The organism is Asticcacaulis sp. P2_B1 (assembly GCF_056404915.1).
In genome coordinates, this window is record NZ_JBFUDD010000017.1 from 57,091 (window position 1) to 71,303 (window position 14,213).

At 59.9% G+C, this 14,213-nt stretch carries 11 protein-coding genes; 6 read left to right on the top strand and 5 right to left on the bottom strand.

The features are described 5' to 3' along the window. Positions 1–4 precede the first annotated feature (4 nt). The 4 genes from AC1DX3_RS22445 to AC1DX3_RS22460 all read right to left on the bottom strand — a co-directional run bounded on the left by AC1DX3_RS22445 (position 5) and on the right by AC1DX3_RS22460 (position 6,402). Positions 5–3,097 carry a cadherin-like domain-containing protein gene (locus tag AC1DX3_RS22445; RefSeq protein WP_476991583.1) on the bottom strand — a complete coding sequence of 1,031 codons (3,093 nt, stop codon included), beginning with the start codon at positions 3,095–3,097 and terminating at the stop codon, positions 5–7. Positions 3,098–3,265: 168 nt separating this feature from the next. Then, entirely contained in the window at positions 3,266–3,814 is a 549-nt protein-coding gene (locus AC1DX3_RS22450) for an NADPH-dependent FMN reductase (protein ID WP_476991584.1), read from the bottom strand. Positions 3,815–3,929: 115 nt separating this feature from the next. Continuing rightward, positions 3,930–5,012, bottom strand: a complete 1,083-nt coding sequence (locus tag AC1DX3_RS22455; protein ID WP_476991585.1) for a DNA topoisomerase IB — start codon at positions 5,010–5,012, stop codon at positions 3,930–3,932. A gap of 130 nt (positions 5,013–5,142) precedes the next feature. Beyond that, positions 5,143–6,402, bottom strand: a complete 1,260-nt coding sequence (locus AC1DX3_RS22460) for a ricin-type beta-trefoil lectin domain protein (RefSeq protein ID WP_476991586.1) — start codon at positions 6,400–6,402, stop codon at positions 5,143–5,145. 130 nt (positions 6,403–6,532) lie between these two features. Here AC1DX3_RS22460 and AC1DX3_RS22465 point away from each other — a divergent pair, with 130 nt between their 5' ends. The 5 genes from AC1DX3_RS22465 (at position 6,533) to AC1DX3_RS22485 (ending at position 12,712) form a co-directional block, all read left to right on the top strand. Continuing rightward, positions 6,533–6,751 (top strand): hypothetical protein, encoded by a 219-nt coding sequence (locus tag AC1DX3_RS22465; RefSeq protein WP_476991587.1) that lies wholly within the window; start codon positions 6,533–6,535, stop codon positions 6,749–6,751. Positions 6,752–6,911: 160 nt separating this feature from the next. Then, positions 6,912–9,257, top strand: a complete 2,346-nt coding sequence (locus AC1DX3_RS22470; RefSeq protein WP_476991588.1) for a TonB-dependent receptor — start codon at positions 6,912–6,914, stop codon at positions 9,255–9,257. Positions 9,258–9,323: 66 nt separating this feature from the next. Continuing rightward, entirely contained in the window at positions 9,324–10,037 is a 714-nt protein-coding gene (locus AC1DX3_RS22475; protein ID WP_476991589.1) for a phosphatase PAP2 family protein, read from the top strand. Between the two features lie 105 nt (positions 10,038–10,142). Then, positions 10,143–11,462, top strand: a complete 1,320-nt coding sequence (locus AC1DX3_RS22480) for a CotH kinase family protein (RefSeq protein ID WP_476991590.1) — start codon at positions 10,143–10,145, stop codon at positions 11,460–11,462. A 77-nt stretch (positions 11,463–11,539) separates the two neighbouring features. Further along, the gene (locus AC1DX3_RS22485) at positions 11,540–12,712 is read left to right on the top strand and encodes a Gfo/Idh/MocA family protein (protein ID WP_476991591.1); all 1,173 of its coding nucleotides are present in this window, start codon (positions 11,540–11,542) and stop codon (positions 12,710–12,712) included. Here AC1DX3_RS22485 and AC1DX3_RS22490 read toward each other — a convergent pair. After that, positions 12,709–13,158, bottom strand: a complete 450-nt coding sequence (locus AC1DX3_RS22490; protein ID WP_476991592.1) for a CC0125/CC1285 family lipoprotein — start codon at positions 13,156–13,158, stop codon at positions 12,709–12,711. The two genes, AC1DX3_RS22485 and AC1DX3_RS22490, sit on opposite strands and share 4 nt — an antisense overlap. 203 nt (positions 13,159–13,361) lie before the next feature. On the opposite strand from AC1DX3_RS22490, the gene AC1DX3_RS22495 reads away from it, so the two are divergent. Next, positions 13,362–14,144, top strand: a complete 783-nt coding sequence (locus AC1DX3_RS22495; RefSeq protein WP_476991593.1) for a response regulator — start codon at positions 13,362–13,364, stop codon at positions 14,142–14,144. Positions 14,145–14,213 lie beyond the last annotated feature (69 nt).

Below are 14,213 nucleotides of genomic sequence, written 5' to 3' on the forward strand. Positions count from 1 at the left end.
ATATCTAAGTAAAGTCAAAATCCGTTACGGCGAGGTCGGGGACGTTTCTCAGCGTCGCCAGGATAAACTGGCCACCGGCGCCGTCTCCATTGGTATCCCAGAACAGCACGCCGGTCGTCGGGTCGAAGATAAATTGCGCCGACGACCCGACCGCCAGACCGGTCTCGCTATATTCCGCCGCTGTCAGAGTGTGATGGGCGGCAAAGCCGTAGCTGGCGCCGGTGAAGACGAGATGGTCGAGGCCGCTGGTGAAGTCGCCGATCAGGTCGTGGCCATTCGTTGCCGCCGCCTCGAAAACAAAGCTGTCGGCGCCGGCTCCGCCTTGCAGGTAATCGTCGCCGGTTAGGGCGCGCAAGGTGTTGTTGCCGCTGTTGCCGCTGAGAACATTGGCGAGGCCGTTGCCGGTGCCGTTGATGTTGTTTGCGCCCTGCAACGACAGCTTCTCGACATTGGCGCCCAGGACGAAGGTGGCGCTGGCATAGACCGTGTCATAGCCTTCGCCGCTATTTTCGACGACCAGATCGGCGCTGTTGTCGACATAATAGCCGTCGTCACCCGTACCGCCGGTCATGATATCGGCGCCGCCGTGGCCGTCGATATAGTCGTTGCCCGCCAGACCTGACAAATGGTTCTGGGCATCATTGCCGAACAAAAGGTTGTCCAGCGTATTGCCGGTGCCGTCTATGGTGTTGGTTCCGGTCAGGAAGAGATATTCGAGATTGTAACCGAGGACGAAGCTGACCGACGTATAGATGCTGTCGGTGCCGCCCGCGGGCGAGTCTTCGATGACGGTGTCGCCATAGCTGTCAACGACATAGCCGTCATCGCCGAAACCGCCGTACAGGGTGTCGCCCCCGGTCTTGCCGTCGAGGAAGTCGTTACCGTCGAGGCCCCAGATGCTGTTATTACCGCTGTTGCCGAACAGGACATTGGCGAGCGCGTTGCCGGTGCCGCTGCTGTTGGCCGTACCCGTCAGCCACAGGTTATCGAGGTTGGCGCCCAGGGTATAGCTGAGACCGGTATAGACGATGTCGGCGCCTTCGCTGGCATTCTCGACGATCACGTCGTGGACGTCGTCGACGACATAGGTATCGTCGCCAGAGCTGCCGATCATCAGATCCGCACCCGCCTTGCCGTCGAGATAATCATTGCCGCCAAAGCCCTTCAGCGTATCGCCGCCGGCGGTGCCGAACAGGTAATCGGCATTGGCCGTGCCATTGAACACGCTGTTGGAGGAATCCACGACATAGGTAATCGAACTGCGCACCAAGGCGTAGCCGTCGCTCACGACATAGCTCAGAGTCATCGTGCCGCTGTAGCCACCGTCCGGCGTGATGGTGTAGGTGCCGTTTTGATTTTCGGTTACCGTGCCGTGGTTGGCGGTCACGGGGACGACATAGGTATTGTCGCCGTCGCTGCCCGAACTGTAGGTCCGCGTACTGACGTACAGGGTGTCGCCATCGACGTCGGTAAAGCCGGTCAGCAATTGCGCCGCGGTCACGGTATAGGCGACGCCTTGCGCCCCGTGGGCCAGGGTGGCGTGTGCCCCGGTCACGACCGGAGCGTCATTGACGCCGGCAATGGTCACATTGACGGTCTGAGTCGTGGTGGTCGTGCCATCGTTCAGGTTGATGGTGAAGGACTCGAGCTTGGTCTGGTCCTGTTTCAGGCCCTGGAGCAGGGCGTTGTTGACGCCGTAGGTCCAGGTGACTTCGCCACCCAAACCGGTCCCGGTCGAATCGTGGCTGACCGTGGCGGTCAGGGTCCCGAGCGTCCCGGCCGCCGGCGGCGCCACGGTGACGGTGTGGTGGTCGCCATGGTCGGCGTCGCTGAAACCCAGCTTGCCGGTCGCGGTAACGGCATGGTCTTCGCTGACCGCGCCGCTATTGCTGTAGGGACTGCGGGTACCGGCATAGACGGCAATACCGTAGGCGCCTGAGCCGGGCACCAGGTTGTCGGCCGATGAGGTGAAGACGAAACGCGTGCCGTCGTCGGACAATTGCGGATCCTGTGACGCATGGTTTCCGTAGACGCCGGCACCACTTTGCGACACCAAGGTGATGTTCCCCGTCACCAGGTCCTTGAGGAAGACGTCCGACACATTATTGGCGTCGCCGGCGACCAGATTGTCGGCCACCGACATGAAGATGACCTTGGTGCCATCGGCGGATATCGCGGGTTGGTCCGACAAATTGTCGCCAGCAAAGCCCGACGCGTTGGTCGACACCAGGGTCAGCGCTCCGGTCACCAGATCCTTGACGTAGATTTGGCTGCGAAAGCCGTGGTCTCCCGGCACGGTATCAAACGGGGTGCCGACGAAGACCACCTTGGTGCCGTCGGCGGAAAAGGACGGAGCGGCGGCCACCATATTGAGTTGCTGGCCGGCAGAGTCGGTCGATATCCGCGTGGTTGCCCCGGTCGTCAGGTTCTTGACGAAGATGTCCTGGGCGCCATTGCTGTCGCCGGCAACCAGGTTGGTGGCGCTCGACGCGAATACCACCTTGGTATTGTCGTCGGAGATGTCGGCGAAAACAGCGGAATCATAATTGCCCTCGACACCCGACGATGTCGTCGATGCGCGTGTGATCGTGCCGGTGGTCAGGTTCTTGACGAAAATATCGGCGGAATTGTTGGTGTCGCCGGCGACCAGGTTGTCGGCCGCCGACACGAAGACGACCCGGGTGCCGTCCGCCGAAATCTTTGCGGTCGACGACGCCACGTCGGCCTGTGCCCCGCCCGATGTCGTCGATACAAGGGACACAGTACCGGTCGTGAGGTCCTTGACGAAAATATCGCCCAACCCGTTGGTGTCGCCAGCGACCAGATTGTCGGCCCACGATGTAAAGGCAACTTTATTGCCATCGGCTGAGAAGGACGCACCGAATGAAGTGCCGTTCCCAGGCGTGCCGTCGGACCGGCTCGACAAGAGGGTCGTGACGCCGGTGATCAGGTTGGTGACCAAGAGCTGATAGCCACCGTCGACAGGGACGTAATAGGCGACCTTCGTGCCGTCCGGTGACAGGGCGGGGTTGGTGGCGTCGGCGGCGATCTGCTGAATCGACGAACCGGTCGCCGAAAAGACGGGAGCTGAGGGCATGACAAATCCGTATGTGAGGGTGTTTCGAACGGGAAACGGAGATCAGGCTTTACGCTGTTCGGTAATGCCGCCCTGTACGTACATATCCATCATGCTGGACTTGTCTTGTTGCCGGTAAGCTAACGCAGTTTTTGCGCAAGGTAAACGTGTATTGCCGGCCGATTTGGCTCAGGCCAGTTGCCGTTTCACGAAGGCACTGAAATCATTCATCCAACCCTGGAGGAATTTTTTCGTACCGTCGTTGAGGTCGCCGTCTTCAGTAAAGAAGCCGTCCTTGACGGTGAGGAAAACCTCGCCTTCCGCCATGACCTGGGCGCTGACGGCGGCCAGGACCGGACGCAAATGTTGCTGCATGGCGGCCGTGCCGATGGCGCCGTTTGACGCACCGAACAGGCCGATTGGCTTGTGCTTCCAGCCATTGAAACCCATGGGCCGCGAGCCGACGTCGATCGCGTTTTTCAGCACCCCCGGGATCGAGCGGTTATATTCCGGTGAGATGATCAGGATCGCGTCGGCCAGCTTGATCGCGGAACGAAAGTCGCTGACGGCGGCGGGCGGCGCGTCTTCGAAATCCTGATTGTAAAGCGGCAGGTCGCGGATAGGAACCTCGTGAAAGCTTAGCTCCGGCGCTTCCAGCTTCATGACAGCATGGGCCAGTTTGCGATTGATCGATTCGGCGCGCAGGCTGCCGATCATCACGGCGACGGACAGGGTCATGCTGGCTCCTTTTTTCGGCTCAAGGGCCGCCGGACTCCTCGCCTATGCTCGGGCGGCCGTCGGCCTTGCCAAGTTGCGCGGGGTTGAAGTTGCGCAACTTGGAACGGGATCGCGCTCAGGTCAAACGCTGTTTGAGAAAGGCGAGGACAAGAATCTCCTCGGGCGTTAATTCAGCATAGCGTTCCTGCATGGAGTTGTCGATTTCGCCGGTAATTTGCTCGATCAGGCTGCCTTCGAGATAGCAACTGATGATCGCGGGGTGGACGTAGGATTTGCGGCAGACGGTCGGCGTATTGCCCAGCGACTTCGACACGCGGTCGATGGCGGAGACGATATTCTTTTTGGCTTCGGCTTCGGAGTCGTAATGGGTGTAGTCCTGCAGGGCGATGGCCGCCAGGATCGTGCCCGTCCAGGTGCGGAAGTCCTTTGCGGTGAAGGCCTCGCCGGTGATCTCTTGCAGGTAGGCGTTGACGTCGCCTGAGGTAACGTCGCGTACCGCGCCGCTGTCGTCGACATATTTGAACAGCTCCTGGCCTTCGATATCGGCGCAGGCTCGCACGACCGCGGCGATGCGCCGGTCGGTCAGCTTCAGGTTCCATATCTTGTTCGACTTGCCCTTGAAGCGGAAGCGGATGGTGTTGCCGGTGACATCGACATGTTCGTCGCGCAAGGTGGTAAGCCCGAAGGACTCGTTCTTTTTGGCATATTCGTCATTGCCGACCCGAATCAGAGTCTTTTCCAGCAGGGACACGACGGTGGCAAGCACCTTTTCGCGTGTCAGGCCGCGCTGCGACATATGCTGTCTTACGGTGGCGCGAATGTCGGGCAGGCGGTCGCCGAAAGCCAGGATATGATTGAATTTATTGGAATCGCGAAAGCTGCGCCAATCGCTGTGATAGCGGTATTGCTTGCGACCGCGGGCGTCATAGCCGGTCGCCTGGATATGGCCGTTCTTGTAGGGGCAGATCCACACTTGCCTATAGGCCGGTGGAATAGCCAGCTTGCGGATGCGGGCGATCTCCCCGGCGTCGGTGACTCGTTCGCCATTTGGGTAGAAGAAATGGAAATGCTTGCCGCGTTTCTTGCGCGTCAGACCCGGTCGGGTATCGCTGACATAACGCAAACCCTGCGCCTTCGCCTGGGCGGGGAGGGGCAGGGGTTCGAACGGCTCCGGAGACAAAAGCGCGGCTGTTTTCATGACCACAGACTGCTATCGCCGGCGGCGAAAAAGCGATGGGGAAGCCATAACCGATTTGTAAGCGGGGGGTGAGAACGCAAAAAGGCCCGGCATCCACGGGGGAGGCCGGGCCTTGTCTGGCGGTTTAAGATTATTGCGCGATGGTACCGGCGGTCGCGCCCGAGAAGAAGGCCCAATCCGTCGGCAGCAGGTCACCCCCGCTGCCCTTGGCCGCGGCGGTGACGCTGGCGGCGGCCAGTCCCTTGACGAAGTTGACCGTTTTGACGCCGGCGCCACCGACGACGATGGTGTCATTGGCGCCGCCGGTGACATTATTATTGGCGTCGGCCGTCATGGCCTTACCGCCGGCGCCGGTCATGTTACGCACGGAATAACCGGGCGTCAGCGACACGGTCGTCGTCTTGCCATCGTTCAGCATCTCCGCCACTTGCGGCGCGACTGCGAAGGAACCGGCGGCGGCGGCAATGGCCGGGTACCATTTCTGGTTATCCGTGCCGGTGCATTCCCAGGCAATGACATCGGTGCCGGCGCGGGTGCCGAACTTGAAGATGTCGGCGCATAGATTGGCGCGGTTACGCAACGAGCCGTCGGCCGTAAAGGTCCAGTCTTGCGAAGGTGAGTTGTCGCAGGTCGTGACGACCAGCGGCGCGCCCTGGCTGGCCGAGGCCAGGCATTGGGTGTCCTGGCGGATTTGACCGCTATTGCCGGTGGCGAAGTGGAAGGACTGGCTGGTTTTGCGGCCGCAGGTCTCGATCGAGATGGAGGCGTGTTTGTCGGAAGCCTCAAGGCACAGGCCTTGCACGAAATAGCTGGCGATCAACGGCACGCCGGTAATGCTCGCGGGCGCCGCGGCCGGAGCCGTCGCCGCAGGGGCAGGCGCACCGGGGGCAGTGCCAGAAGAGGGGGCCAGCTTGACGCGGGTCAGGCCCCATTTCTGGTTATCGGTGGCAGTACAATCCCAGGCAATGACGCTGGTGCCCGGATCGCGCCAGAAGTTGAGGATATCGGCGCACAGACCGCCATCGCTTTTCAGCGTGCCGTCGGGCATGAAGTTCCATTTTTGCTCCGGGATATCGGCGCAGGTCTTCACGACCAGACCCTGACCCTTGGTCGGAGCGGCCAGGCAGTTGGCACCCTGTACCAGTTGGCCGGTAATATCGTCGAAACTCAGGGCCTGATGCGGTTGGGCATCGCACTTGTTGACGACCACGCTGCCGTCATCTCTGGCTTCGAGGCAGAAGTTTTGAATGAACTTCGAGCCGACTGAGGTCGGTTGCGGGGAAGCCGGTTGTGGAGACGTCGGCTGTGGGGAAGTCTGGGCCTGAACGGCGCCTGTGGTCGGTCCGGCCCCGATTAAGACCGTAAAGAGGAAAGCAAGAACCCTTTTCATCATTATTTCCCTGTATCCTTTTGTAGGACATTTGCATTTTTTGCATATTGTCGGACAAAAGAGAATTTGTAAAGGGGAGGATGACGCGAGCCCGTCCATCTGTCACATTGTTGAAAACAAGGAGGCGGCCATGTGGAAAGTTTTCAATATCGTCATGCGTATCTTCAGCAGCCTGCTCGGGCTGGCCTTGGTCGCCATCGGTGGCATCTGGATGTTGCAGGGGTTGAACCTGGCCTTCAAGGTTGGATTTATGGTCGGCGACCCGAAGTGGACCCTTTATGGGGCGATCCTAGCCGCGATCGGCGTCGCTCAGATTGTGTGGAGCAACGCACGACAATCCAATGGCTGAGCTTCCGACTGCGCGCTAAATGTCACGGTTATAGCGTAACAGTATGGCGTAAAAAATACGTCACGTAACTTGTAACAGGCTGTCATGAAAGCCTGCCACTTGCCCCTGCGTCAAGGTCGCGGCCGTATTGGACGGTGCGATCCCTCCCCAGGGGCTACACATGTTTTTACTTAACCGCCTTCATCTTAAATCCGCGCTTTTGCTGTCCACGGCCGTGATGGCCTGCGCCGCCGCGCCGCACGTCCGAGCCCAGGACACAGTCGTCCCCGCCGCAAGCCAGGACAATACCGACGTCGGCGATAAGGATATCAAGACCGTCATCATCAAGGCCGAGCGCAACCGCGCTGCCGCCAATGCCCCGACTAAGGCTTCTGTCGATGCTACTCAGCCGCAATCGATCATTTCGCGGCCCTATATCGAACTTGCCGTGCCGGAAACCGGCGACTTCACCAATGTCATCCATATCGCCCCCAGCATTTCGGGTACCCAGGGCAATGGCGCCGGCTATGGCGACGCCAAGCTGGTCATGCGTGGTTTCCAGGACGGCGAATACAATGTCACCTATGACGGCGTCGCCTATGGCGATACCAATGACCCGACGCACCATTCCAACACCTTCTTCCCGGCCTCGACCATCGGCGCTGTTGTCGTTGACCGCGGTCCGGGAGCGGCCGGCGACCTGGGTCAGGAAAACTTCGGTGGTTCGATCCACATGTTCTCCAACAAGGTTTCTGACGATTTCGGCTTCACGCAAAAGCTCAGCTACGGCAGTTTCAATTCGTGGCAAGCCGTGTCGATCCTGCAAACCGGCCGTATCGAGGCCCTGCACGGCCTGAAGGTCCTGGTGAACCTGCAGGAACGCAACACCGACGGCGCGCTCAGCTATTTCAGCCTGAAAAGCGAAAACCAGTCGATCAAGGCGGAATTGCCGATCAACGATCACTGGAACCTGACGGTCCTGGCGACGCACAATTTCAACTTCGCCTATCAGCCGGACAACGATGGCGCCACTCTGCGCCAGGTCGAGGCCTTCGGCAAAAATTACTATATGAACAACGACCCGAACAGCCCACAATATTACAAGAACAACCGTGTGCGTAAGCATACCGACTTTTCCTATGCCCGCTTGAACGGTGACCTCGGCAACGGCTTTACGCTGGAAGACACGCTTTACACCTACTTCTATTCCAACAGCACCTTCTCGGCCGCGGACGCGACGACATTTGGCGCCTATGGGGTGGCCGGTTCAGATCTGGGTGGCGAATACGGTACCCATCCGGGTTCGCCGTCGGGCAGCAATCCGTCGGGCATGCTGGGCTATGACAAGCTTAACCACTATACGGTCCGCGGCGATATCCTGCGCCTGAACAAGGCCTGGGACTTCGGGACACTGAAGGTGGGCGGCCTGGTCGAGAGCTCCAACACTCGCCGCCATCGCTACGATTATCAGATCGACACGACCAACCCCTATAACAGCTCGATTTTCGACTTTAAGGAAAAGGCTTGTAAAAACGCCGGTCCGGGCGTCACCGCCGCCACGGCGACGGCCTGCGCGGTCGACGACCGCCATATCCAGCTGGAGGAAATTTCGTCCTGGACCCAGTCGCAGCTCTTTGCCGACTTCTACTGGACGCCGACCGACAAGCTGACCATCACGCCGGGCCTGAAGGTCGTCGATTTCGAACGCAGCGACCAGGGCAAGGTCAAGGCCGCCAACGTCAAGAACGAACTGTTCATGGCGACGCCGATGAAGAATTCCTACAGCAAGACACTGCAATTCCTGACGGTCAATTACAAGCTGATGCCGAATTGGTCGCTCTACGGCCAATATGCCACCGGCTTCCTGATCCCGCCGTTAAGCTCGCTCTATGTTTTCGATACCTCGAAGAACACGGTCGAGCCGCAAACCTCGACCAATTATCAATTGGGTACGGTCTATAACGGCAGCCACCTGTCGATCGACGGCGACATCTATCAGATCGATGTCGACAACAAGTTCTTCGATGACGCCACCGGCGACTTCTTCACCAATGGCGGCAAGGTCCAATATAAGGGCGTCGAAGGCCAGGCGGCCTATGCCTTCGATTTCGGTCTGACGGCCTTCGTCAATGGCTCGCTCAATTCGGCCAAGGATGCCAATACCGACACGTCACCAGCGTTTTACAACGTCGCCACGGCCGGCAAAACCCTCGCCAAGGCGCCGAAATCGACGCTCGGCCTGGGCGGCATCTACCATTCCGGGCCGCTGAAGGTCGCCCTGACCTACAAGCTGGTCGGTGAGCAGTTTGCCGACAACAAGGAAACCGCCGCTTACAAGATCGACGCCTATGACGTCACCGATCTGGCCGTGTCCTATGACTTCGGCCGCATCGCCGCCAAGATCGGCGTCGACAACCTGTTCGATCATCGCGACAACACCAAGATCACCCTCAATGGCGCGCCGTACGACCAGTATTACTGGCAGGCGCCGCGCAATGTCATGCTGACCTTGTCGGCCAAGTACTAAACCACGTCCTGAACTCAGCGGCGCCGGTTATCATGGCCGGTGCCGTTTCCCTTGAAAGGTCCAGTCATGATTCGCTCAAAGCTGTTGCTTGCCATGGTCGCTGTTACCGCTTTTTCCGTCGCCACGGCGCATGCCGAGGACAAGGCCTTCCTGTTTATCGACCCGGCCGCGTTGCCGCCGGCCCTGACCCTGCCGGCACCACCAGCCGATGGTACGCCCCGCGCCGAGGCGGAACTGGCCGAGGTCAAGGCGATCATGGCCGCCGCCACGCCTGACCGCCTGGCCCAGGCAACCGCGGACAGCAAGGATGAAAGCGCCGGCTTTTTCGCCGACGCCGTGCCGGGTTTCGACCTGACCAAGCAGCCAGCGACCAGGAAGCTGTTCGACGAGGTGCGCAATGACGAGGATCTCCAGGCCAAGATTTTCAAGACGTATTTCGCCCGCGTCCGTCCGTACAATGTCGATACGACGATCGTGACCTGCGATCCGTCCGACAACACCACCAAGCCGTCGAGCTATCCCAGCGGCCATGCCACCATGGGCTACTCCATGGCGGTGGTGCTGGCCGACCTTGTGCCGGCCAGGGGCGGCGACATCCTGGCGCGCGCCCAGCTCTATGCCGAAAATCGCCTCGTCTGTGGCGTTCACTATCGCGCCGATATCGTCGCCGGCCAGGTCCTTGGTACGGCGATCGGTGAGGAACTGCTGCACGCGCCGAAGTTCCAGGCCGATCTCGAGGCCGCCCGGGGCGAGCTCAAGGCCGCGGGGGTAACGCAATAGGGGCGCACCGCACGGTATGGACATGACGGAAAACCCGTGTAGAGTTGCGCGAAAGGGCAGCCCGATCAAGAAGCTGCCATTGCAATTATCTCTGGGCGGGAATCCATGTTGAAAGTATTGCCGGTGCGTCCTTTGGGCGTGCTCGCCGTGTGTGGTGTCATGTTGCTGATTGCCGGCTGCGGAGGCGGTGGGAGCGGCGGCGGATATTCAGGGGGCGGAGGCGGATCGTCTTCCAGTTCCAGCAGCAGTTCCAGTTCTTCATCATCCAGTTCCTCGTCAGTTGCGGTCGCTGACTTCCCGGAACTGGCCCTGACGACCGATGGTGGCGCTGTCATTGCCGACAAGGACACATACGTCACCGGCACGTTAAGCCTTCCGGCATCCGGCGCCAACCCGGCCTTTTCGGGCGCCATGTCGATCAAGCTGCATGGCAATTCGACACTGATGTTCGACAAAAAGGCTTATCGCATCAAACTGGGTGACAAGGCGTCGTTATTGGGTATGCCAAAGGACAAGAACTGGATCCTGCTGGCCAACTATTCCGATAAGACCTTGCTGCGTAACCGCGCCGCCTTCGAAGTCAGCCAGCGCCTCGGCATGGCGTGGACGCCGCGCGATGTGCCGGTGGAAGTGACGTTGAACGGCGTTTATGTTGGAGAATATGACCTGGTAGAGCAGCCGCGCCTCGGCAAGGACCGTATCAATATCACTGCCAGCGACGCCACGACCGCACCTGCTGACGGCGGCTATTTCATCGAGATGGATCAGCATTTCGACGAGGCCGTGTGCTGGCATACGGGCAAGAACATCCCGTACTGCCTGAAAGACCCCGATCCCGGTACGACGGATCAGGACACCTATATCCAGAACTATGTCCAGGCAGCGGAGGACGCGCTATTTTCCGCCGATCCGACCAATGCGACCACGGGATATGAGACCTATATCGACGTCGACAGCATGATCAACTGGTACATCGTTGAGGAGCTGTTCAAGAATGTCGATTCCGCCGATTATTCGAGCAACTATCTCTATAAGGACAAGGGCGGCAAGCTGATGTACGGGCCGGTCTGGGACTTCGACCTGGGCGCCGGCAATACCGATTATTTCGACGCCACGCCACAGGGTTTCCAGACCGCCACCGGCGTGTGGATCGCCCAAATGGAGGCCATCGATCCGACGATCAAGACCCGTATCCGGGCGCGTTGGAACGCCGTCAAGGCCAGCCAGATCGATACGCTGCCGGCCTGGATCGACGAGCAGGCGGCTCTGATGGATACGGCGCAAAAGCGCAATTTCACCAAGTGGCCGATCCTCAACACCTATGTCTGGCCGAACTCGGAAGTGGCGGGATCCTATCAGGGCGAGGTCGATTTCTTCCGCAACTGGATGACACATCGCATCGCCTGGATGGATGCGAACCTGTAGGGCGGGCAACCGGCATTTGACGTTTTCGAAATCTCTGTTAGCGTTACCAGAATAACCATAATAGGGAAGATAACGTCATGACCACATCCGGAATGGATCGTCGCAGCCTGCTGATGGCTGCGGGCCTACTACCCATCACCGCCACCTCGGCGTTTTCCGCCACGCCGCAAGCCCCGAACACGGCGCAGGGGCAACCCTTGTTGGGTAATCCCAACCTGCCTTTGCCAGGCGGCGAGAAAACCAAATGGGCGATTGTGGGCTTGGGCACTTTCGCCGTCGGCCAGGTCATGCCCGGGTTCGTGGCTTCGGACCGGTCGCGCATGACGGCCTTCGTTTCCGGCAATCCGCAAAAGGCGCGCGATCTGGGGGCGCGTTACGGTGTCGACAAGTTCTATGATTACAGCAATTTCGACAAGATCGCCGGGGATGCGGATATCGACTGTGTCTATATCGCCCTGCCGGTCGGTCTGCATGCCGAATACACCATCCGCGCCCTGAAGGCCGGCAAGCACGTGCTGTGTGAAAAGCCGATGGCTTCGACGCCGGAAGAATGCGAAGCCATGATCGCCGCGGCCAAGGCAGCCAACCGGCAGTTGGGCGTCGCTTACCGGGTCCATTTCGAACCCAACAATGTCGATGTGGCCAAGCGTTGCCAGACTGGTGAACTGGGTACCCTGCGCTATTTCACCGGCGATGCCGGGTTCAGCGCCAATCCGGCTTGGCCGCCGCATAAATGGCGGTTGCAGAAGGGTTTGGCCGGCGGCGGGTCGATGTACGATATCGGCATCTATGCCATGAACGCCGCCATGATGTGCCTGGGCGAAGACCCGGTATCCGTTTCGGCCGTCTATTCCTATCCCAAGGACGATCCGCGCTTTGCCGAGGTCGAGGGCGGTGTCGATTGGCGCATGACCTTCCCATCGGGGATCAGCGCCCAGGGCTCGTCGTCCTACTGCTATGCCGGCGGCACGCGGCAGAAGATATTCGGGGCCGACGGCGCCATCACCATGGACCCGGCGTCGGACTATTACGAACAACGCATCATGATGCAAAAAAGCGGGCAGGGGCCGGTGCAGCTTCGCTCCGGTAACCCGATCGATCAGTTCGGTAACCAGGTTGACGCGTTTTCAATGGCGGCCATGACCAACAAGCCGCACCTGACGCCGGGCGAGATGGGGTTGCGCGATATACGGGTGATCCAGGCCATATACCGTAGCGCCGACCAGGGCGGGGCCAAGGTGGCGGTTTAGGTCTCCGGCTGGTCTTTAGATGGTTTGAAGGTCGCGGTCGGATAGTCCGCGTGAGTTTGGGCCATGATGTCGGCGGCGGCGCGTGAGTCCGGGCCGGCATCATGGCTGCATTGGACCGTGACATGGGCTGTGGGCGACAGGATCGTCGTGCCGCCGCCATATTGTGAATAGACATAGGTTTGCACGGTCTGGACGTCGGCGTGCGTCACCTGGACATAGGCAAAGCCGGCGGTCTGGCACAATTCGGCACCGCGCATGATGCCGAAAGCCTGGGCCATGTCGTTGGTCGAAAAACCGTTGCCCATGAAGTCGACGCGATAGCGGTCGTCGGCGAGCTTTGTGTCCTTGTAACCGCCGCGGAGGCCGGCCTTTTGGTAGGGTGTAACCATGGCGGCGCAACCGCCGAGCACCAGTGTCGCCATAAGCAGGAAGGTTATGCGTTTCATGTTTTCCCCCTGAACGTGCCCTGGCAAATAGATAACGGGAAAATGTAAGATTTGGCAAGGTCGTCGCACCAGGACGCGTTTGCGGCGTTCACGGGAATGTGCACGCCAATAGGTCGGAAAATATCGCTGTTTTCATGTCATACATCTTTCCGTGGTTGAATCGGGGGCTTGAGATTAAGTAGCGTGCCCCAGAGATCCGCCCCATGACCGACGCCACCGCCCTGATCCTGGAAGACAGTCCCATCCAGGCGCGTATCATCACCAGGATGATCGAGGCGCAAGGGTGGTCGACCCTGCATTGCGCTACCCTGGTCGAGGCCGCTGAGGCCTTGAAGCGCGGCGCCGTCCAGGCCTTGTTTCTCGATGTCTTTGTCGGCATGTTCAATTCCATCACCAATATCGACCAGTTCCGTACCCTGGCGCCCGGGATTCCGATCATCATCATGACGGCAGGTTCCGGCCGCGAAGCGATCGAGGAAACGCTGAAACATGCGCGCCAGGCCAATGCCGACTACGTGTTGCGCAAGCCGTTCAGCGAGGCGCAGCTGAAGGAAGTTTTCGACTCCGCCTATCGCGATCTCGGCAGCGGTGAACGCCGCAAGCATGTGCTGGTCATCGACGACAGCCGGACGATCCGCAGCGTGGCCAGCAAGATGTTCGAAACGGCCGGCTATCGCGTCTCCCAGGCCGGGATGATGGAAGAGGCCTTCGATAATGTCGACATTGCGCGGGTCGACCTGATCCTGTGCGATATTTTCATGCCGGGCATGGCCGGTTTCAAAGGCATGCGCATGATCAAGAAGGTGTGGCCCAAGGTCAAAATCATCGCCATGTCGGCCGGAATCGAAAACAAGGTCACGGAAGACGAGGCCCTGAACGCGGCGCGTACCCTGGGCGCCGATGCCCAGATCAAGAAACCCTTCACCGCCGAGGATCTGATGGATTTGGCCGGCGCCCTGCTGATGCCGACGGCCATGATCGATTGAAACTCGGGCAAGGTGGTGTTCGGCGGCCCTTGTAGCAAGCGAGCGGCTGAGGCATAGTTTCCGCTCACT

Bases quoted from the DNA above. Each gene is read 5' to 3' on its own strand.
- AC1DX3_RS22450 (WP_476991584.1), bottom strand. From the start codon at position 3,814: ATGACCCTGTCCGTCGCCGTGATGATCGGCAGCCTGCGCGCCGAATCG.
- AC1DX3_RS22495 (WP_476991593.1), top strand. From the start codon at position 13,362: ATGACCGACGCCACCGCCCTGATCCTGGAAGACAGTCCCATCCAGGCG.
- AC1DX3_RS22465 (WP_476991587.1), top strand. From the start codon at position 6,533: ATGTGGAAAGTTTTCAATATCGTCATGCGTATCTTCAGCAGCCTGCTC.
- AC1DX3_RS22445 (WP_476991583.1), bottom strand. From the start codon at position 3,097: ATGCCCTCAGCTCCCGTCTTTTCGGCGACCGGTTCGTCGATTCAGCAG.
- AC1DX3_RS22475 (WP_476991589.1), top strand. From the start codon at position 9,324: ATGATTCGCTCAAAGCTGTTGCTTGCCATGGTCGCTGTTACCGCTTTT.
- AC1DX3_RS22485 (WP_476991591.1), top strand. From the start codon at position 11,540: ATGACCACATCCGGAATGGATCGTCGCAGCCTGCTGATGGCTGCGGGC.
- AC1DX3_RS22470 (WP_476991588.1), top strand. From the start codon at position 6,912: ATGTTTTTACTTAACCGCCTTCATCTTAAATCCGCGCTTTTGCTGTCC.
- AC1DX3_RS22490 (WP_476991592.1), bottom strand. From the start codon at position 13,158: ATGAAACGCATAACCTTCCTGCTTATGGCGACACTGGTGCTCGGCGGT.
- AC1DX3_RS22455 (WP_476991585.1), bottom strand. From the start codon at position 5,012: ATGAAAACAGCCGCGCTTTTGTCTCCGGAGCCGTTCGAACCCCTGCCC.
- AC1DX3_RS22480 (WP_476991590.1), top strand. From the start codon at position 10,143: ATGTTGAAAGTATTGCCGGTGCGTCCTTTGGGCGTGCTCGCCGTGTGT.
- AC1DX3_RS22460 (WP_476991586.1), bottom strand. From the start codon at position 6,402: ATGAAAAGGGTTCTTGCTTTCCTCTTTACGGTCTTAATCGGGGCCGGA.